This is a genomic window from Achromobacter kerstersii (genome assembly GCF_902859595.1).
Lineage (GTDB): Bacteria > Pseudomonadota > Gammaproteobacteria > Burkholderiales > Burkholderiaceae_B > Achromobacter > Achromobacter kerstersii.
Window position 1 is genome coordinate 291,492 of record NZ_CADIJQ010000005.1, and the last position, 19,977, is coordinate 311,468.

The window sequence follows — 19,977 nt, forward strand, 5'->3', positions numbered from 1 at the left end:
GCCAGGCTCAGGCGTCCGTCTGCTCGGCGGGCAGACGGTACCAATACGCGTAACAGTCTTTGAAACCGTAGCGGCCATACAAGGCCCGCGCGGCGGTATTCTCCGGCTCGACCTGCAGGTACGCGGTCGTGGCGCCGCCGGCGGCGCCTTCGGTCAATAGATGATCTACCAGGGCGTCGGCGTAGCCTTTACGCCGTTGCCCCGGATCGGTGACGATGTCGAACAGACCGAGCAAGTCGCCATCGCGGACGGCCAAGCCCGCGGCAACGCACTGCTCGTGCGCGTCAAAAACCAGCACCGGCTGCTTATCCACAGCCAGCCCTTGCAGACGCGCTTGATGTTCACCGATATGTTCGGGCGCCGAGCCGCGCATTGCCCCGACCACTTGCGCGAAGCGGCCGGTGTCGACATTCCTGAAAAACAGGCCGCCCCGGACGCCAGGCCTGGGGGCGAGCGACATGCTCATGACTCGGGTCTCACCGGTGAAGGTATAGCCGCGGGACTCCAGCTCGGCGTCCAGGGAAAAATCGGGGCCGATGGAGGTAATGCGCAGCACCATGGGCAAGCCATGGCGCGCATACAACGAAGAACAATACGCCAGCCGCTCGTCCAGCGGACGTGTGGATAACCCCAGCACGTTCACGCTGCGCACACGCTTGGCTTCCGCACGCGAGAAGCGCACCAGCCAGCCATCATAGAGCAGCTGCGCGCCGACCGCCGTGGCGTTCAGTGCAGCCTCTTCAAGACGCACGCGCAAGCTGTCGCGCACGTCGGCGGGCGGCGTGTGTGAGGCTTGCGATGCAGTCGGAGAAAAGAGCGCGGCAACGGACATGGGTACGGCTTACTTCAAGTCCTTTCTGACGCGTTCGATCATTTCAGCGCCGAACGAGATGTAGGCTTGCGCGCCGCGTGACGCGCGGTCATACACCACACCCGGCATGCCGTAACTGGGTGCTTCAGCCAGACGCACGTTGCGCGGCACGACGGTCTTGAAGACCTTGTCGCCAAAGTGCGCTTCAAGCTGCGCCGACACTTGCTGTTGCAGCGTCATGCGCGGATCGAACATCACACGCAACAATCCGATGACACGCAGGTCGTCGTTGATGTTGCGGTGAACCCGCTTGATGGTGTTGACCAGGTCAGACAAACCTTCCAGCGCGAAGTACTCGCACTGCATCGGGATGATGACACCGTGGGCGGCGGCCAGACCATTCAGGGTCAGCAGGGACAAAGTCGGCGGGCAATCGATCAGCACGAAATCGTATTGGGTGGCGACGGTGTCCAGCGCGGACTTCAATTGGCGCTCGCGCTCTTCCATCTGCACCAGGTCAATCTCGGCGCCGGACAGCTCGCGGTTGGCGGGCAGCACGTCGTAGCCGCCGGATTCCGACTTCACGCGGGCCTGCTCAATCGTGGCCTCGCCGATCAGCACCTGGTACAGGTTCGACTCCAGCGCATTCTTGTCGATGCCGCTGCCCATCGTGGCGTTGCCTTGTGGGTCCAGGTCCACCAGCAGCACGCGCTGATTGTGCGTGGCAAGGCCCGCCGCCAAATTGATGGCGGTCGTCGTCTTGCCCACACCGCCCTTCTGGTTGGCAATGCAGAAGACGCGGGCGGTTGTGCTGGGGGGTAAGTTCTTCATAGGGTTCCTTGACTGCGTCCTTCGCTGCGTTCTTCGTTGCGGCGCAACCAGATCAGACAGCGCTCTGCTTGCAGCTCCGGCACCTGGAGCGGCTGAATATGGTCGACTTGCCATTCCCCGCGCGCATGCAATGCCTGAATTTCTTCTTCGGGGACCTTGCCCTTCATGGCGACGAGGGTACCATCGTTGCGCACGTGGCGACCCGCAAGCTGCGCAAAATCATCCAGGGATGCGAAGGCCCGCGAGGTCACGATGTCGCACTCGGCCGGGTCCAGCGTTTCAATGCGTGCATGGCGCGCTTGCAGGTTAGGCAGCGTCAGTGCGCCGCTCATCTGGCGCACGAATGCGGTTTTCTTTTCAACGGCGTCGATGCAGGTCACGGACCACGTGGGCCGCATGATGGCGAGAACGACGCCAGGCAGTCCACCACCCGATCCCACGTCGTAGACCTTGGCCGCGTCGAGATCGGCGCCCAGCGCCTCGCTGAACGGCCCGACGGCGGCCAGGCTGTCGAACAAGTGCTGAATCAGCATCTGCTGCGGATCGCGGATGGCGGTGAGGTTGTACGTGCGGTTCCAGCGCTGCATCTGCGACAGATAGTTCAGCAGCTTGGCTTGTGCGGCGGCGTCAGCGCGCAGCCCCAGCTGCTCGCATGCGCGAGAGAGGCGGCCGGCCATGTCAGCGCCGGCCTGATCGGTATAGGCGGTCATGCGGCTTGCTTGCGCGAGCCGTAATGCAGGCGCTTCAGGTGGATGAGCAACAACGAGATTGCAGCGGGGGTCACGCCGGATATGCGAGCGGCTTGGCCCACCGTTTCCGGACGATGCGTCTTCAGCTTCTGGCGCACTTCGAACGACAGGCTCGTCACGGCGTCGTAATCCACGTCGGCCGGGATGGGCTGCTGTTCGTGCGAAATCTGCTTCTGGACTTCATCCTGCTGGCGCGCGATGTAGCCGGCGTACTTCAGCTGGATCTCGACCTGTTCGGCCAAGACGTTATCCGCAACCACACCGGGGCCGGCCAGCAGCGAACCGTCGGCGTTCTGCACCGCCATCAATGCTTCATATGAAACATTCGGGCGTTTCAGCAGATCAGCTAGTGAGTACTCACGTTCAATTGCCTTGCCCAGCAAGGGTTCCGCGATCTCAGGCGGCATCACGCGCGGATTCACCCACGAGGATTTCAACCGTTCAACTTCCGCAGCCACCGCGTCGCGCTTGCGATTGAAAGCATCCCAGCGCGCGTCGTCGACGATGCCCAGCTGGCGGCCGATTTCGGTCAAGCGCAGATCGGCGTTGTCTTCACGCAGGCTCAGGCGGTATTCGGCACGCGAGGTAAACATGCGGTACGGCTCGGTCACGCCACGCGTCACCAGATCGTCCACCAGCACGCCCAAATAGGCTTCATCGCGGCGCGGTGTCCATTGGTCGCGGCCCAGCGACAACAGCGCGGCGTTGACGCCGGCCAACAGCCCTTGGGCCGCCGCTTCTTCGTAGCCGGTGGTGCCGTTGATCTGGCCGGCGAAGAACAGCCCGCTGATCGCCTTGGTTTCCAGCGTGCTCTTCAATCCACGTGGATCAAAGTAGTCATATTCGATGGCGTAGCCGGGGCGCATGATGTGCGCATTTTCCAGGCCACGCAGGGAATGGATCAAATCCAGCTGCACATCGAACGGCAAGCTCGTCGACACACCGTTTGGATACACCTCGTGCGTATCCAAACCTTCGGGCTCCAGGAAGACCTGGTGCGATTCCTTGTCGGCAAAGCGATGGATCTTGTCTTCGATGGACGGGCAGTAACGCGGGCCCACTCCTTCGATCACGCCGCTGTACATCGGCGAGCGGTCCAGGCCGCCGCGGATGATGTCGTGCGTGCGGGCGTTGGTGTGGGTGATCCAGCACGGCAGCTGTCGCGGATGCATAGCCACATTGCCCATGTACGAGAACACAGGGATCGGGTCCAGGTCACCCGGCTGCTCTTCCAGAATGCTGTAGTTGATCGAGCGGCCGTCGATGCGCGGGGGCGTGCCCGTCTTCAGGCGGCCTTGCGGAAGCTTCAGTTCCTTCAGGCGCTGGCCCAGCGAAATCGCCGGGGGGTCGCCCGCGCGGCCGCCGGAATAATTCTGCAGGCCCACGTGAATCAACCCGTTCAGGAATGTGCCGGCGGTCAGCACCACCGTCTTGGCCCGAAACTTCAGGCCCACCTGGGTCACGGCACCGACAACGCGGTCGCCCTCCACCATCAAGTCTTCAACCGCCTGCTGGAACAACCACAGATTGGGCTGATTCTCGAGACGGCCACGGATCGCCTGACGGTACAGCACTCGGTCGGCCTGGGCGCGAGTCGCGCGGACGGCCGGGCCTTTCGATCCGTTAAGAATGCGGAATTGAATCCCCGCTTCGTCCGTTGCCAAAGCCATCGCGCCACCCAGGGCGTCGACTTCTTTGACAAGGTGGCCCTTGCCGATCCCGCCGATGGAGGGATTGCAAGACATTTGGCCTAGGGTTTCGATGTTGTGCGTCAACAGCAGCGTCTGGGCGCCAGCGCGGGCCGCAGCCAGGGCGGCTTCAGTGCCGGCGTGGCCGCCACCGACGACGATGACATCGAATTCGCGGGGATAGTCCATGATGGGGAGGAAAGATAAGAAGGCGTTCGGTGCTCATTATAGAGGCAGGGGTTGCATGTTTCACGTGAAACATTGCCGGGCTTGATATTGGGCCGGATGGGTACAACCCTGCCGTAGGCAATTGGCAACGAATCAGCCCGGCCGGCGAGTAAATATGTCGGCATCTGCCTCTGTTTCTAAATGGATGTTCCACGTGAAACATGTGGCTGGGCGTCGCTCCGCGCACCGGTTCAACTAGCGGGGTAGGTCTAACGATGTTTCACGTGGAACATTGGACAGGTGAGGAAGCGCCGCAGGTTGTACGCATACTCGGCTTCACTCAAGCTTCTCCTCGATGTTCCACGTGAAACATCGAGGAGAAACAGCCACGCTGACCCCCACTCCTAGTATTCGCGTTGCGTCATGTTCCACGTGGAACATGAAGATCCACCCTGCCCCGAGGCCCAAACCAGCGATGCGAAACATTCCATGGGGTACCCAGCATGGCTTGAGGTGCTGACAACGGTCATAGGGCTCGCCGATCTTTGGGGAATGTTCCACGTGAAACATCGGGGACGGCGAGTGCAACACACTTGAACTGCCCCAACCGTTTTTGATCACTCAATGTTCCACGTGAAACATCCACCCTTTTGCTTTTAGGGGGGCATGACCCACAGAATTTCTCGAAAACCCTCGGATGTGTTTCACGTGGAACCACCCGGCGACCGCCTAACCATGAAATTTCACGATCATTTAGTCGGCGTTGTTCCACGTGAAACAGACTAAATTTGGGGACGGCGACGATTTCGCCTAAGCGCGCATTCTTCCCAAGATGGGCCTGGGAGAGAGAAAAAAAGAGATATTTTTGACCCTACCCTACCCCTTGCCAAAAATATCGCTCTTTTGCGTTTCACGTGAAACACATCACGCAATCAAAAACGCGATTCAAGAAATACAAACCCGGACCATCGCAGAAACCGCATCCGGAAAATTTCTAAGAATGCTGGGAGGGTTGGACGAAGCCGGTTTGAATTCGCCCTGGCTGACGACTCGGAGTTAATTCACAACCTGCGGTGGATATCTCTTTGCAGCCGAAAATTCAAAAACTTCGTCCCATCATCAGCTGTGGAGTTATCAACAGAACGCGTTCGCGCATGGGTCAACCAAAGTTCATTTTCACGATGAACAACTTTGGGGATAACTCGAAAATGCGCGCGCCGAAAGGCACTGGGAAATGAGAGATCGGCGCATGCAAAGCTGATTCGCCAAAATCTAAAATTCGCACAAAACGCCAACGCGTTTCATAGGGACATTGCGATTTTCATGCCTATTGAGGAACGACGAATAACCCATCAAAAGTAGCCTCTTACGGCCCCGGTTCGCGAACAAAATAGCCGTGGAAAACTTTGTGGATAAGATTCGGCTATCGACCCAATTGCCGGGTTCAACGGCGCAACCGGCTCGCCAATAAACCATCGAAAATCAGGCGGGAACTCTTGGGATATGCCTCAGTCAAATTGCGGCCAAATTTCACACTCGCGGATTATCCACACGCGTACTACGCGAAATCTGCGGCGATTATCCCCATCCCGCTTTTCCCCAAGCAACACAACTATCTTGCTTGAGGCGTTGCCGGTCCGCCATCATCCATTTGGCGGAGGCGCAGGGTTTCATGTGAATCCCTGTGGAAAACCTGCTTGTCTGTTTTCCACAGCGCATTTTCCAAGTCTCGATCGCGACGTCCCTTCGGAAGTCTCAAAGCGGTAATCCCGCAGTCATCATCGCCAGCTTATCGGTAAGAAGCCCGAAGTTTTGACCGGGAAACGCAGCGCTATCCCCATTTCTATCCACAGGCTGCGCACCTTCATTTCGGTCTCAAATCGGCAAATTCTGTGCATAACCGGGATGGGGATATCTTTGTGAACAACCGTCCCCGCAAACTCAAAAACGGGCTGTGGCGTGATCCAGAAAGTCATCTCTTAATGCGCCTGGCGCGACTGATAACAATGTGGAAAACCCCGCTAAACACCCGTTTTCCCTAGGGAAAGGCCATGTTTCACGTTGAGCAAGACGCGTAAGGCAGGGAGCGCCGGCGCCATTGCGGCGCGTTCAAAAGCAAGTTTGGAAAAACTGTTTTTCTGTGCAAAACCCAAGGCCAGGGAATGCCTTTGCTTCATTTATGAGCACAAAAATCTTGATGCCCAAAAATAATTATCCACAGACTTATCCAAGGGTCGAGGATAAGTTAGTGAACACTAACTACGGCTGGGATTCAGAGGTGGATGGCGCGCGCAAAGTGGCGTCTTAAATGAAACAACGCCCCAGACTCGGAAGTCTTGGGGCGTTGTAGCCAGGTCGGACCTGGCGGACGGGAAATTGGGATTTCCCGATTTAGAGCGGGCGAATTTCGGCCGCTTGAGGTCCTTTCGGACCATCCTTAACTTCGAATTCGACTTCCTGGCCTTCGTTCAGGCTGCGATAGCCGCGGCCCTGGATGGCGGAAAAGTGTGCGAAAACGTCGGTCCCGCCAACATCCGGAGTAATGAAACCGAAACCCTTGTCAGCGTTGAACCACTTAACTTTGCCCTTCTGAGCCATTTTCTCTAGCGTCCTGTAATTAAGTCGAAATGCAATGAATCAAGGACGCCGTGAGAACTGAACGATCGGTAGAAGTACCTTGCGTTGCTGCTGCGTTCCCGCTCGTCGCCGAGCAACAGAACGAGTCCGCGCGCTGCTTGAATCAACTGCGGAATCAGCATACTCATCCGGCATTACCGGCTCATATTGTTGTTTACCCCAATGTCTCTTTTTTCAGACTCGCACTGAAGTACCGCTAGGCGGAATTCATCTGCCGGCGCGCCAAAAACGCATAAATCGGACCCGTCACAATCACCACGAAAACCATGCGCGTCACGTGGAATGCGGTGACCACCGGGACGCCCAATTGCAGCACTTTGGCGGTGATTGCCATCTCGGCGATGCCGCCCGGTGTGGTGCCCAGAATCAGCGTCGGAACAGGCGCTGCCGACCAATACGACAGCAACGCCCCCAACCCGAATGCCAAGGCCAGCGCACTGATCGTGAACGCCGCAACCACCGCAATAAATCGCGGCGCAGCGCGGAAGAAATCGGGGCGGTAACGATCGCCCAGCGACCAGCCGATGAAGAGCTGCCCCACCTTCGGCACGACGTCCGGCAAGGCCGACAACTCGATGCCCGACACCGTCAGAATCATCGCCACGAGCATCGGCCCCAGCACCCACGGATTCGGCAACCGCAGCTTCATGAAGATCAGGCCGCCCATGCACGTCAGCGCCACCAGCGCGGCAAGGCCTGCGCCATCCACCGTCTTCGGCCCTGGCACCGTCGGGTCCAGCCCCGCCACGCCCCACCATTGAAAAATGAACGGCACCGTCACCACCACCAGCAACACGCGCACGCTGTGCGCCGTCGCCACACGATCAATGCGCGCACCGTGCCGTTCCGCCAGGCTGGCCATTTCACTGGCGCCGCCAATCGCAGACGAGAACCATGCGGTCTTGAAGTCCGCATCCGTATAACGGCGCAGCATGGCCGTGCCCAAGAACGCCAGCGCCAATGCGAACAGCATGCCCACAACGATGGGCCCGGCATTGGTGCCGATATGCCCGACTACCTGCGGCGTGAAATACAGCCCCAGCGACGTCCCGATGACCCATTGCCCGCCGTTGCGCGCCGGGCGCGGGCAGACCGTCCCCAAGCCCGCAATACGCGTCGCTGCAGTCACCAGCAAGGCCCCCAGCATCCAGGGCAAGGGCAGATGCGCCCATACCGCGAACCCCGCCCCGGCCAGCGCAATCGTCAAACCGCCCAGCACCCTTAACAACATGTTCTGACCCACGATTCCTTCCACGTGCATAGCTAATACGAAAAACGAATTATGAGTTAGTGGGATACTTACGAAAAATTTCTCTGCCTACCAGCGTTCACCTTCGCATCCACCATGATCCGATCCAAACTTCCCGACGTCGGCACCACCATCTTCACCGTGATGAGCCGCCTGGCCATCGAACACAAGGCCATCAACCTGGGCCAGGGCTTTCCGGACTTCGACCCCGACCCCGCGTTGTGCGCACTCGTGACCCAGGCCATGGCCAACGGCCATAACCAGTATCCGTACATGCCCGGCGTTGCGCCCTTGCGCGAAGCCATCGCCGCCAAGACGCGCGAACTCTATGGCCACGCCTACGACCCGGAAACCGAGATCACCGTCACCAGCGGCGCTACCGAAGCGCTGATGGCCACCGTGCTGGCCGCCGTGAACAGCGGCGACGAAGTGGTCGTCATCGAACCCTGCTACGACTCTTACCTGCCGGCCATCCGCCTGGCGGGCGGCACAGCGGTGCCGGTGCCGTTGCGCGCCCCCACCGAGGCCGACCCCTACTACCGCATCGATTGGCAGCGTGTGCGCGACGCCATCACGTCCAAGACGCGCCTCTTGATGTTGAACTTCCCGCACAACCCCACGGGAGCCGTGCTGGACGACAGCGATCTGGATGCGCTGGAAGCCATCGTGCGTGATACCGGCGTGCTGCTGGTGTCAGATGAGGTCTATGAGCACATCGTGTTCGACGGCAAGCCGCATGCCAGCGTTGCGCGCCGTCCGCTGCTGGCCGAACACGCGTTTGTCATTTCGTCATTCGGCAAGACGTACCACACGACCGGCTGGAAGATCGGCTATTGCTGCGCACCGCGACAGCTGAGCGCCGAGCTGCGCAAGGTGCACCAGTTCATGGTGTTCACGGTGCCCTCGCCGATGCAATTCGCCTTGGCCGAATTCATGCGCGATCCCAAGCCCTACCTGGACTTGCCCGCCTTCTACCAGGCCAAACGCGACCGCCTGTCGCAAGGCCTGGCCAAGACGCGCTTCCGTCCGCTGCCCAGCCCCGGCACCTTCTTCCTGCTGGCCGACTACAGCCAGATTTCCAAACAGAACGAAGCCGACTTTGCGCGTGACCTGACGGTGAATCATGGCGTGACGGTAATTCCTGTTTCTGCCTTTTATCGGCATCCTGACGCTGCAGAATCCAACCATCGGATCGTGCGCTTCTGCTTCGCAAAGAAGGATGCAACGCTGGACGCGGCGCTGGAGCGATTGGCGCAGGTGTAAGTCCAGAATGCGAATATGAGTAAACGCTCATATTCGTAGATGAAACGCACAAATAAAATAAACAACTGAACAAATAAACAAATGAACAAGGGGCGCCGCAAGCGCCCCTTGTCTTTTTCCCGCCTATCTATACGCGATCACACCGCGCCAGCCGCAAGCTTCCTGGACTTGCGAATCCTGCGCATCACCTGCGGCACCACGACTACCGCCGCTGCCGCCGCCCACAAGCCCATCGACACAGGGCTAGCAAACAGCACGCCCACGTCGCCATCCGTCATCGACAAAGCGCGGCGCAGGTTCTGCTCCATCATGTTGCCCAGCACCACGCCCAGCACCAGCGGCGCCATCGGCACGCCGAACTTGCGCAGGAAGTAGCCCAACGCGCCGATGCCCGCCACCAGCAACAGATCAAACGTGCCGGCGTTGATGGCATACACGCCGATATAGCTAATGCACAGAATGCCTGGCACCATCAGCCAGCCCGGCACCGACAGCACCTTCGAGAAGAAGCGCACCAGCGGCACGTTCATGATGAACAGCAACACGTTGGCGACAAACAGCGACGCGATCAAGCCCCACACCAGTTCGGGCTTGGTTTCAAACAGCACCGGACCCGGCGTGATGTTGTAGAGCGTCAGCGCGCCCATCATGACGGCCGTCGTGCCCGAACCCGGCACGCCCAGCGTCAGCATGGGAACGAACGAGCCAATCGCCGATGCCGTAGCCGCAGCCTCGGGCGCCACCAGGCCGCGCATATCGCCCTTGCCGAATTTGGCCTCGGGGTCTTTCGCTTCGATGATGCGCTTTTCCTGCGAGTACGCGACGGCGGCCGCCACGCTTGCGCCCGCCCCCGGCAACACGCCAACGCCAAAGCCCACCAAGGCGCTGCGCACCACGCTCCACCACGTGAACGCCAGCTCTTTCAAATTGAAGAGCTTGCGGCCACTGGGTTTGACCTCGACGCTATGACCGGCCATCACTTTTTCCAGCATCTCCAGCATCTCGCTGACCGCAAACAGCGCAATCACGACAACGACAAAATCGATGCCGTCGGCCAGGTGTACAGACTCGAAGGTATAGCGGTATACGCCGGAATTCGCGTCCACGCCAACCACTGAAATCGACAACCCAATCATGGCCGCCAACACGCCTTTTACCGGCTGCTTGCCCAGCAAACTCGTCAGGCAGCAGAACGCGAAAATCATCAGCACGAAGTACTCGGCAGGGCCAAACGCCAACGCCCATTTCGCCAACATCGGCGCAAGCAGAATGATGCCAACCACGGAAACGATGGCACCAAAAAAGGCTGACCATGCCGACAGCGACAACGCCACATTGGCCAAGCCTTGGCGCGCCAGCGGATAGCCATCCAGCGTGGTCATGATGGCGCTGGCCTCGCCCGGCACGTTCAGCAAAATGGCCGTGATGCGGCCGCCATACTCGGCGCCCACATACACCGCCGCCAGCAGGATCAGCGCGGTTTCGGGCGGCAGGTTCATCGCGAACGCGATCGGAATCAGCATCGCCACGCCGTTTACCGGCCCCAGGCCCGGCAACACGCCGACCATGGTGCCGATGAACGAGCCGATCATGGCCACCAGAATGTTGGTCAGCGAGAAGGCGAGGCCAAAGCCAATCGCCAGATGATCAAGAATGCCGCTCATATCAGGGTCTCCAGCAGTCCGCCGGGCAGGACCACGTCCAGCACCTTGTCGAACAACACGAAAAAGAAAAGGCTCATGACGACGCCGCCGATGGCGCACTTGACCCAGCCGCCCCCGAACAAGCGGCCGACAAACACCGTCATCAACGAGGTCGCAACAACAAAGCCCAGCCACTGGAACAAGAAGGCATAGCCCACGGTGAACGCCATCATCAGCGCAATGCGGCCGTTGGCGCCGGGCGGATTGGCTTCGACCGAATGGCCGCCCTTGTAGACCAGCCACAAGCCGCACAGGCCGATGATGCCGGCCAGCAGCAAGGGAAAGGCGCGCGGGCCTACCGGTTCGTACGCGAAGGGCGCTTCAATGCCCCACCCCGCTGCTGTCATGAAGGCCGCCAGCGCCAACGCGCCGATGCCCAGGATTCGATCGTTCATGATCCACTTTCCGTTGTTGTGGGGATCGCGCGGCGCAGCCGCCCCCAACGCCGCCCAAGACGTGGGCGGCGCGGATGCGCGATCGGATGGGGGTAAAGCGGCCTTTCGGCCAGCCTCTTCTGGCTTACTTCTTGATCAAGCCAAACGAGTCAGCCAGTTCGGCGTAGACCTTGACCTGGTTCTTCACGTAGGCGTCCAGGTCAGGCCCCGTCTTGTTGAACGGGAACAGACCCTGTTGCTGGCGCAACTTGTCGAATTCGGGCGATGCCGTGGCCTGGTTGAAGGCCTTGACCCAAAACTGGTAGTCGTTGTCCGACACCTTCGGCCCCACGTAGAAGCCGCGGATGATGGGCCAGACGATGTCGTAGCCCTGCTCCTTGGCCGTGGGCACCGTGTTCAGCTTGCCCGGCAGGCGCTGGTCATTGAAGACGGCCAGCACGCGGATGGGGGCGCCGCCTTCCAGCATGGTGAAGGCTTCGGCCGCATCCCCCATGTAGGCCTGGATGTGGCCGCCGCGCAGGGCAGTCACGGCTTCGCCGCCGCCTTCAAACGCCACGAATCGCATTTTCTTGAAATCCACCCCCGCGGCCTTGGCGGTCAGCGCGGCCTTCATCCAGTCCTGGCTGCCTACGGTGCCGCCCGCGCCCAGCACGATCTTGGTGGGGTCCTGCTTGAAGGCGTCCATCAGGCTCTTCAAATCGGTGTACGGGGAATCATTGCGCACGACCGCCACGCCGTAGTCGGTGCCAATCGCGGCCAGCCAGCGCACGTCGTCGACGTTGTACTTGCCGAACTTGCCCTGGGCCAGATTCAGCAGCGAACCGCCCGAGAATGCGACGATGGTGCCGGGTTCGTTGGGGTGCTGCGCCACGATGTTGTTATAGGCCACGGCGCCGATGCCGCCCGGCATGTAGACGATGCGCATCGTGCTCTTGAGCGCCCCGCTCTGCTTCAAGCCTTCAGTGGCCAGACGGCAGGTCAGGTCGAAACCGCCGCCCGGCTGCGCGGGGGCGATGCACTCGGGGCGGCGCGGCTCGTCGGCGGCCTGGGCGGCGCCCAGGGACAAGGTCATCGCGCCAAGCGCCGCCGAGGCGGCCAGGCGCAGCTTCAGGCTGGTCTGCATTATTGCGTCTCCGTGTTTTATAGGTCTTGGTATGGCTGGATGCGCCGAACTGCGGTGATGCCAGATCGGACCCAGCGGACGCTACCGTACAAAACCGAAGCTTTCCAAATCCTTTCAATAACGGCCGTTTTCGTGACGCGGCGCAGCATCCGGGGCCGGTTCCAGGGAAAACACCAACACCGCTCGCAATCCCGGCTGCGGGGCCCGGTTCTCCAGGACCAGCCTGGCGCCCAGAATCCCGGCGATGGTGCCCACAATGGCCAGGCCGAGCCCAGCCCCCGCCTTGTTCTTGCCGGCTGCTCCCCGGCGAAACCGCACACAGGCGCGGGCGATGTCTTCGGCGGACATGCCGGGGCCGTCGTCTTCGACGATCAGGCGGGCAAACCCCTGTTCGGCCTGTACGGTCACCGTGACCTCGCCGCCCGGCGAGGCGTAGCGGATGGCGTTGTCGACCAGGTTAGTGACCGCTTCGCGCAGCAGCCATTCGGCGCCGCTCACCCGAATCGGGCGCAGACGGGCCTCCAGGCCGATGTCCAGTTGCCGGGCGCGAGCCGCCGGAAGCAGGCTGCGGATCACGGCATCGGCCAGCTCGACGAGGTCCACCGGTTCCGGGGTGAAACCGCCTTCGGCCACGGAAGCGTCCTTAGCGCGCGCCAGAGCGAGCATTTGGTTGGTGGTGCGTACGGCCCTGTCCAACCCCTCTTGCATCGCCAGAAGGGCTGTACGGACCTCCTGGGGGTCTGTTTCGCGCAAGGCATAGGCGGTTTGGGTCCGCAACACGGATAACGGCGTGCGCAATTGGTGCGAGGCGTCATCCAGGAACTGACTCTGCACCCTCGCCTGAGCCGCAAAACGGGCCATGTGGAGGTTTACGGCCGCAACCAGGGGCAGGACCTCCCCAGGCATCTCGGACGCGCTCACGGGGCTTAAATCGTCTCCAGAACGCCCTTCTACCTCCTGCCGGAGCCTGACAAGGGGGCGCAAGGCCATGAAAACCCCCAGGACGATCACCAGAACGCTGATCAGGATCACGGCCAGGTCCCGCTCAACCGAGCGCAGCAGCACCTGATGCAAGAACGCCTGGCGGCTTTCCAGCCCCTCGGCGACCTGCACGATTACCCGTCCCCCTTTGTTCGCGTACAGCGGCGGGTCCATCGGCCGCGCCAGCGCCGCAACCCTGACGGGCGTCCCCTGATACGTCGCGTAAAAAAAACGCGGCTCGCCAGATACCAGGGGTTGGTCGGGCATGGGCAGGTCCGGATGCCCGATTTCTGCCAGCCCGTCCTCGGTGGCGACGCGGTAGAACACGCTGCCATTGGCCGTCAGCTCGAAAAATTCCAGCATCAGGTAAGGCTGTTCCATGGCTAATCCACCGCTGGCTGTGGATATGTTGTGGTCGATCGCGCGAAGCGCTCCGGAAAGGGAACGGTCGTAGGCAATGTCGACCTGGTTGCGCAGTTGATGGTTCGACAGCCACAAGGCGCCCATCATCACAAAGACCAGCGTTGGAATCAGCCACCAGAGCAACTGCGTTTTTAGCGTGCGATTGCGTTTTTTTGGCGCGAAAAAACCGGCTTTTTCCGGATTTCTAGTTGTCAACAAGCGTCTCCAGGCAGTAGCCCATGCCTCGCATGGTCACGATCTGCACATCGGAATCGGCCAATTTTTTTCGCAAACGGTGCACCAGCACCTCGATGGCTTCCAGGTTGATGTCTGCATCGTCCGTGAGGATGCGGTCAAGGATCTGCTGCTTGTTGATCGGTTCGCCACTTTTTTGAATCAGCACGCGAAGCACCGCGTGTTCACGTGGGGATAACTGCAAAGTCTGTCCCGAGACCGTGAATTTTTGCGCTGACGTCTCAAAAACCAGGTTTCCCAGAGCCAAACGCGGATGTTCGCGTCCACGGCTGCGCCGAATCAGTGCGATCAAACGCGCTTCCAACTCTTCCACAACAAAAGGTTTTGGCAGGAAATCGTCTGCACCCAGGTGCAGGGTTCCGATTTTTTCGGCCAAGGAATCGCGCGCAGTCAAGACCAACACCGGCGTACGGTCGTCTCGCGCGCGAATTTTTGCCAGCAAAGCATGGCCATCCATGCCCGGAAGTCCCAAATCGAGGATGACCGCATCGAATTCTTCAATTGCCAACCTTCTTTCGGCGACCAATCCGTCGTCAGCCCATTCGACAACAAAGCCCGCATGTCTGGCCAGGCTTCTGGAAAGCCAGCGAGCAAGTTCGGCTTCGTCTTCTATCAGGAGGATGCGCATGGACGGAGTCCGGGGGGGAGTGGCTGGGCGGAATGGGAACGCATGTTTGGCTTTTCCTTTATTTCTCTTTATATAAAGACTAATGATTAATAAGGCCTGTGGATAACTACCTTAACCTTGAAAACCTCATTCTTTTCATCAGCTTGCAGCCGTTTTTGCCTGTGCAAGAACTCTGTGTGGGAAAAAAGTTGAAGTTGGACAACATTTCGGACCCCCTCAAAAACCCCGGCTTGTTCAACTTGCCTCCACACAATGTGCACAACCTGGCTACTTAGGAGTTATCCACAGGGTCGGCCATGGGAAATGGGGTGGAAAGCGGCACTTTTACCCCGAAAAAGCGCCCTTTGCCTACCCGGTTTTTCGCCCTTGCAAGGGGTCAAAAATGCCCCCGGAGGCGTTGCGGAAATCGGCCATTCGAGGGGGTACCCAGGCGCTTTCTTGACAGGGAACTGAACAAAAAGTGAGCAGGTTCCGCCGTAAAATCCGGCCATGGCTACAGAAAAAAAATTCAGGAAATTCAGGGCGAAATTCGGCGTGGCGCACGGGTTAAGAGCCCGTTTGGTGGCTGATAATCTGCCCGCCACCCTGTGCGCGGCGGCGCTGATGGGGCTGTTCGGCGCCCTGGCTACTGTGGTGTTTCGCGAACTGCTGGGGTGGACGCAAATGTTGCTGGGCGGGGAAGATGTCCCGCACGGCATGGTCTCGCTGGCGCGCGGGCTGGACGCCTGGCAACGGTTCCTGATGCCCGCTGCCGGGGGCGCAATTGCCGGCCTCATCCTGCAAATGGCCGCCCGATGGCTGCCAAAGCGGGGCGCGGCCGACTATATGGAAGCCATTTCCATTGGCCGCGGCGTCATTGGCCTGCGCCAGACGCTTGCGCGCAGCCTGTCGTCCATTTTTTCGATCGGCTCCGGCGCGTCGATCGGCCGGGAGGGCCCCATGGTCCAGCTGGCCGCCATGTTTTCATCGTTGACGGGCCGATTCCTGCTGCTTCCGCCCCGCCATTTGCGCTTATTGGTCGCCTGTGGGGCCACGGCGGGCATCACATCCGCCTATAACGCGCCGATTGCGGGCGCCTTGTTTATTTCCGAAATCGTTTTTGGCGTGATTTCGTCTGCCACGCTGGTGCCGCTGGTGGTGTCGTCGGTGGTGGCCAATATCGTCACGCGCCAGATCCTGCACTACGACGCGGTGTTCCATATGCCGCACTTTGAGTTTGTGTCGGGATGGGAAGTGATCAATTACCTGGGGCTGGGCGTGGCCGCTGGCTTGGTCGCGCCCCAATTCCTGCGGTTCCTGGACCTGTCGCGCGCCACGTTTTCGCGGATGCCCTTCCCGGTTTGGCTGCGGATGGCGTTGGGCGGCCTGGTGGTTGGCGCCTTATCGGTCATTAACCCCGAGGTCTGGGGCAATGGGTACAGCGTGGTCAATAGCATGCTGCATACGCAATGGGCGTGGCAGGCAGTGGCGGCCATCTTGCTGATGAAGATAGTGGCTACGGGCGCAAGTGTGGGGTCCGGCGCGGTGGGGGGCGTGTTCACGCCGACGCTGTTTGTGGGGGCGGCCTTGGGTGCGCTGTATGCGAGCTGCTTGCAAGCGGTGTTGCCGGCGGGGGATGTGTCGGCAATTTCCAGCTATGCCGTCGTTGGCATGGGCGCGCTACTGGCCGCAACCACGTATGCGCCGCTGATGTCGATATTGATGATTTTTGAGATGACGCTGAGCTATGAAGTGATGCTGCCGCTGATGCTGGCCTGCATTACCGGTTACGTCATCGCCCATCGCATACGGCCGGAATCGGTGTACGCGAAATCACTGGCGAACAACGAGCGCGCGCAACTCGCGGTGGAGAAATCTGCGCAAGATAAGCGTGAAAATAGAGCTGACCCGGGAAAAAATAGAATGTGAGCAAAGGCTCATATTATTCAGATAGAGGATCGAAGTGCCGGGCCTGAATGCCGACCTGAATTCAGGCCACGAATGATCGTCACGCATCGAGCACTATCGCGTGACTCATGTGTTTCAACCCTTATTTCCCAATACAAAAGCTCGAGAAAATCTCGCCCAGCAGATCGTCGCTGGTGAATTTGCCCGTGATGCTCGACAAGCTGTCGTGCGCCAGGCGGAGTTCTTCTGCAAACAGATCCAGCACGCGGTCGTCTTGCCCCGCATGTTCGCCCGCCAGTTCCAGATGCTCTGCCGCCTGTTGCAAAGCATGCAGATGGCGTTCGCGCGCAAGCCAGGGCGATTCCGCGCCGGGGTTCCAACCGGCAATATTCAGCAGTTCGGCGCGCAAGGCGTCCAGGCCTACGCCGCGCTTGGCGGAAATGCCCAATTCACCCGCGCTTGCGGTGAAGCCTGTGGATAACAGGTCCACCTTGTTGAAAACCTTAAGCACCGGAGTGCGGGGCGGCAGACGCGCGGTGATCTGGGCGTCCAGTTCATCGCCGGGCTGGGTGGCGTCTTGCAGATGCAAAATAACGTCAGCGCGTTCGATTTCCTGCCAAGTGCGGGCAATGCCGATGCTCTCGACGGTGTCTTCGGTTTCGCGCAATCCGGCCGTGTCCACAATGTGCAATGGCACGCCGTCGATATGAATTTCTTGCACCACTTTGTCGCGCGTTGTGCCCGCAATCGGCGTGACGATGGCGATATCGTCGCCCGCCAATGCGTTAAGCAAGCTGGACTTTCCCACGTTGGGCTGGCCGGCCAGCACCACATGCAGGCCTTCGCGCAAGATCACACCTTGGCGTGCTTGCGCTATCAGTTTGGACAAGTCCGACGTCAGCGCATCCAGCGTCGGGCGGGCCTGATACTTCTCAAGAAAATCGATCTCTTCTTCGGGGAAATCCAGCGTCGCTTCCACCAGCATGCGCAGGTGGATGATGCGGTCAGATAAATCATTCACGCGGGCAGAGAATTCGCCCGACAACGACGCCATGGCGCCGCGTGCCGCCGCCACGGACGACGCATCGATCAGGTCTGCCACGGCTTCGGCCTGCGCCAGATCCATGCGGTCATTAAGAAAGGCGCGGCGCGTGAATTCGCCAGGTTCGGCCAGGCGCACGCCCAAGTCGCGGCCAGCGGCCAAACAGCTTTCCAGCACGCGGCGCAGCACAGCCGGGCCGCCGTGGCCTTGCAGTTCCAGCACGTCTTCACCGGTATAGGAATGCGGCGCGCGAAAGTAGAGCGCGATGCCTTCGTCGAGCAGTTCGCCGTCCATGGATTTGAACGGCAAATAGTGCGCGTGGCGCGGCGTAAGTTTGCGCTGAAAGATGCGCCGCACCAATTCGGACAGGTCCGCACCAGAAACGCGCACGACGCCGATGCCGCCTCTTCCGGGGGCGGTGGCAATAGCGGCAATGGGGGCGTAAGCGGACATATCTGAGCGTGGGGGATGCGAGAACAATAGGGGAATATAACTGTTGCGCGGCCCCTTGTTTGCTGGTTAATGTGGCCCCGAGGTTCAAAACCCGAAACAACTCAGGGAGATCACGATGGCATCTCGGTTTTCGCGTGTCTTGGCCTGCGGCTCCGCCGCGGTGATGTTGGCCTTTGGCACATTCAGTTCCGCAATGGCTCGCGATCTGGTGATCGCCTTGAAGACCGAGCCCTCATCGATGGACCCGCAGTACCACGCGTTGACGCCGAATACGCAGATCTCCCAAACCATATTCGACACGCTCGTTGCCACCGACGCCCAATTGAAGCCGCAAGCTGCGCTGGCGGAATCTTGGACGGTGGACGGCAAAGTCTGGACGTTCAAGCTGCGTCCGAACGTGAAGTTCTCGGACGGTACGCCGTTCACGGCGGAAGACGTGGTGTTCACGTACGACCGCGTGCCCAAGGTGCCCAACAGCCCCTCGCCCTTTACGCTATATCTCGGCTCGGTGGCGAAGACCGAAGCGGTCGATCCCATGACCGTGCGCATCACCACCAAGGAAGTCGCGCCGAACCTGCTGGTGAATCTGGCGCAACTGCCCATCATGTCGAAAAAGGCCGCTTCCGGCCCCGCGGCCGAAGGCAAGACCACCACAGAATTGAATAGCGGCGACGGCTTGATCGGCACGGGCCCGTACAAATTCGTGTCATGGAAGCGCGGCGCCGAATTCGTGCTGGCGCGCAATGACAACTACTGGGGCAAGAAGCCCGAGTGGGACCGCGTCGTCTATCGCCCGATCAGCAACGCCGCCGCGCGCGTGGCCGCGCTGTTGGCCGGTGACGTCGACATGATCGAAGATCCTCCCACCGATGACCTGCCCAAGCTGAAGGGCGACAAGAAGCTCTTCGTTGAAGAAACGCCGTCGGTACGTGTCGTGTATGTGGCGCTGGATCAGTACGCGGAGCCGTCGCCGGGCATTCAAGGCACCGACAAGAATCCGATGAAGGACAAGCGCGTGCGTGAGGCGCTGTCCCTGGCCATCAACCGCGATGCGCTGGTGGAACGCGTGATGGGGGGCGTGGCGCTGCCGGCCGGCAACCTGCTGCCCTACCCCATGTTCGGTTCCAGCAAAGAGCATTCCAAGGCGCCCAAGGCCGATGTGGAAAAGGCGAAGGCGCTGTTGAAGGAAGCCGGTTACCCCAATGGCTTCTCGATCACGCTGGGTTCGCCGTCGGGCCGCTACGTGAACGATTCGAAGGTGGCGCAGGCCATCGCATCGATGTGGACGCGCATCGGCGTGAAGACCAGCGTGGATGCGATGGCGCCCCCGGTGTTCTTCAAGAACCGCGACAGCTATGCGTTCTCGGCCTATCTGGCGGGCTGGTCCGTGACCAGCGGCGAGATGTCCAACGCGCTGACGTCCTTGCTAGTGACGCGTAATCCGGAAGCCGGCTTGGGCACCACCAACCGCAGCCGTTACTCCAACCCGAAGATGGACGAGCTGGTGAAGGAAGCGTCGTCCACGATGGATGACGCCAAGCGCGCCGAGCTACTGTCCAAGGCCAGCAACATCGCCATGGATGACTACGCCATGCTGCCGGTGCACTTCGAACTGTCGGTTTGGGCCATGAAGGGCGACATCCGCTACCAGGGCCGCCCCGATCAGGTCACGCTTGCGCAGTTTGCAACGCTGAAGAAGTAATGCGCGACAC

General features: G+C 60.3%; 16 protein-coding genes. 3 read left to right on the top strand and 13 right to left on the bottom strand.

The features are described from left to right. Positions 1–7 precede the first annotated feature (7 nt). The 7 genes from HV765_RS17165 to HV765_RS17195 all read right to left on the bottom strand — a co-directional run bounded on the left by HV765_RS17165 (position 8) and on the right by HV765_RS17195 (position 8,145). On the bottom strand, positions 8–832 hold the full coding sequence (locus HV765_RS17165) for a GNAT family N-acetyltransferase (RefSeq protein WP_175170427.1): 825 nt from the start codon (positions 830–832) through the stop codon (positions 8–10). Between the two features lie 9 nt (positions 833–841). After that, the gene (locus HV765_RS17170; protein ID WP_054420876.1) at positions 842–1,642 is read right to left on the bottom strand and encodes a ParA family protein; all 801 of its coding nucleotides are present in this window, start codon (positions 1,640–1,642) and stop codon (positions 842–844) included. After that, positions 1,639–2,352: a 16S rRNA (guanine(527)-N(7))-methyltransferase RsmG gene (rsmG, locus tag HV765_RS17175; RefSeq protein WP_175170428.1), complete on the bottom strand. Its 714-nt coding sequence runs from the start codon at positions 2,350–2,352 to the stop codon at positions 1,639–1,641. Before rsmG ends, HV765_RS17170 begins: the two co-directional genes overlap by 4 nt. Then, a complete protein-coding gene (mnmG, locus tag HV765_RS17180) occupies positions 2,349–4,268 on the bottom strand; it encodes a tRNA uridine-5-carboxymethylaminomethyl(34) synthesis enzyme MnmG (RefSeq protein WP_175170429.1) in 1,920 nt (639 codons plus the stop codon). The genes rsmG and mnmG overlap by 4 nt, the downstream gene beginning before the upstream one ends. 1,757 nt (positions 4,269–6,025) lie before the next feature. Beyond that, positions 6,026–6,223 (bottom strand): hypothetical protein, encoded by a 198-nt coding sequence (locus HV765_RS17185; protein WP_175170430.1) that lies wholly within the window; start codon positions 6,221–6,223, stop codon positions 6,026–6,028. A 415-nt stretch (positions 6,224–6,638) separates the two neighbouring features. Then, positions 6,639–6,845, bottom strand: a complete 207-nt coding sequence (locus HV765_RS17190; RefSeq protein WP_008157480.1) for a cold-shock protein — start codon at positions 6,843–6,845, stop codon at positions 6,639–6,641. A 235-nt stretch (positions 6,846–7,080) separates the two neighbouring features. Then, positions 7,081–8,145, bottom strand: a complete 1,065-nt coding sequence (locus HV765_RS17195) for an AbrB family transcriptional regulator (RefSeq protein ID WP_175170431.1) — start codon at positions 8,143–8,145, stop codon at positions 7,081–7,083. An 84-nt stretch (positions 8,146–8,229) separates the two neighbouring features. Here HV765_RS17195 and HV765_RS17200 point away from each other — a divergent pair, with 84 nt between their 5' ends. Further along, a complete protein-coding gene (locus tag HV765_RS17200; RefSeq protein WP_054420880.1) occupies positions 8,230–9,396 on the top strand; it encodes a pyridoxal phosphate-dependent aminotransferase in 1,167 nt (388 codons plus the stop codon). Positions 9,397–9,533: 137 nt separating this feature from the next. Here the strand turns inward: HV765_RS17200 and HV765_RS17205 are convergent, their stop codons facing one another. The 5 genes from HV765_RS17205 to HV765_RS17225 form a co-directional block, all read right to left on the bottom strand. After that, entirely contained in the window at positions 9,534–11,060 is a 1,527-nt protein-coding gene (locus HV765_RS17205; protein ID WP_175170432.1) for a tripartite tricarboxylate transporter permease, read from the bottom strand. After that, positions 11,057–11,494 carry a tripartite tricarboxylate transporter TctB family protein gene (locus HV765_RS17210; protein WP_054420882.1) on the bottom strand — a complete coding sequence of 146 codons (438 nt, stop codon included), beginning with the start codon at positions 11,492–11,494 and terminating at the stop codon, positions 11,057–11,059. The genes HV765_RS17205 and HV765_RS17210 overlap by 4 nt, the downstream gene beginning before the upstream one ends. Before the next feature lie 124 nt (positions 11,495–11,618). Next, positions 11,619–12,617, bottom strand: a complete 999-nt coding sequence (locus HV765_RS17215; RefSeq protein ID WP_175170433.1) for a Bug family tripartite tricarboxylate transporter substrate binding protein — start codon at positions 12,615–12,617, stop codon at positions 11,619–11,621. A gap of 114 nt (positions 12,618–12,731) precedes the next feature. After that, entirely contained in the window at positions 12,732–14,216 is a 1,485-nt protein-coding gene (locus tag HV765_RS17220; protein ID WP_420840124.1) for a sensor histidine kinase, read from the bottom strand. Next, the gene (locus HV765_RS17225) at positions 14,206–14,883 is read right to left on the bottom strand and encodes a response regulator (protein ID WP_175170434.1); all 678 of its coding nucleotides are present in this window, start codon (positions 14,881–14,883) and stop codon (positions 14,206–14,208) included. The genes HV765_RS17220 and HV765_RS17225 overlap by 11 nt, the downstream gene beginning before the upstream one ends. Before the next feature lie 489 nt (positions 14,884–15,372). On the opposite strand from HV765_RS17225, the gene HV765_RS17230 reads away from it, so the two are divergent. After that, positions 15,373–16,791, top strand: coding sequence for a ClcB-like voltage-gated chloride channel protein (locus tag HV765_RS17230; RefSeq protein WP_175170435.1), 1,419 nt, complete (start codon positions 15,373–15,375; stop codon positions 16,789–16,791). A 121-nt stretch (positions 16,792–16,912) separates the two neighbouring features. Here HV765_RS17230 and mnmE read toward each other — a convergent pair whose 3' ends face one another. Then, on the bottom strand, positions 16,913–18,265 hold the full coding sequence (gene mnmE / locus HV765_RS17235; RefSeq protein ID WP_175170436.1) for a tRNA uridine-5-carboxymethylaminomethyl(34) synthesis GTPase MnmE: 1,353 nt from the start codon (positions 18,263–18,265) through the stop codon (positions 16,913–16,915). A 115-nt stretch (positions 18,266–18,380) separates the two neighbouring features. On the opposite strand from mnmE, the gene HV765_RS17240 reads away from it, so the two are divergent. Continuing rightward, on the top strand, positions 18,381–19,967 hold the full coding sequence (locus HV765_RS17240) for an ABC transporter substrate-binding protein (protein ID WP_175170437.1): 1,587 nt from the start codon (positions 18,381–18,383) through the stop codon (positions 19,965–19,967). The last annotated feature ends 10 nt before the right edge of the window (positions 19,968–19,977 follow it).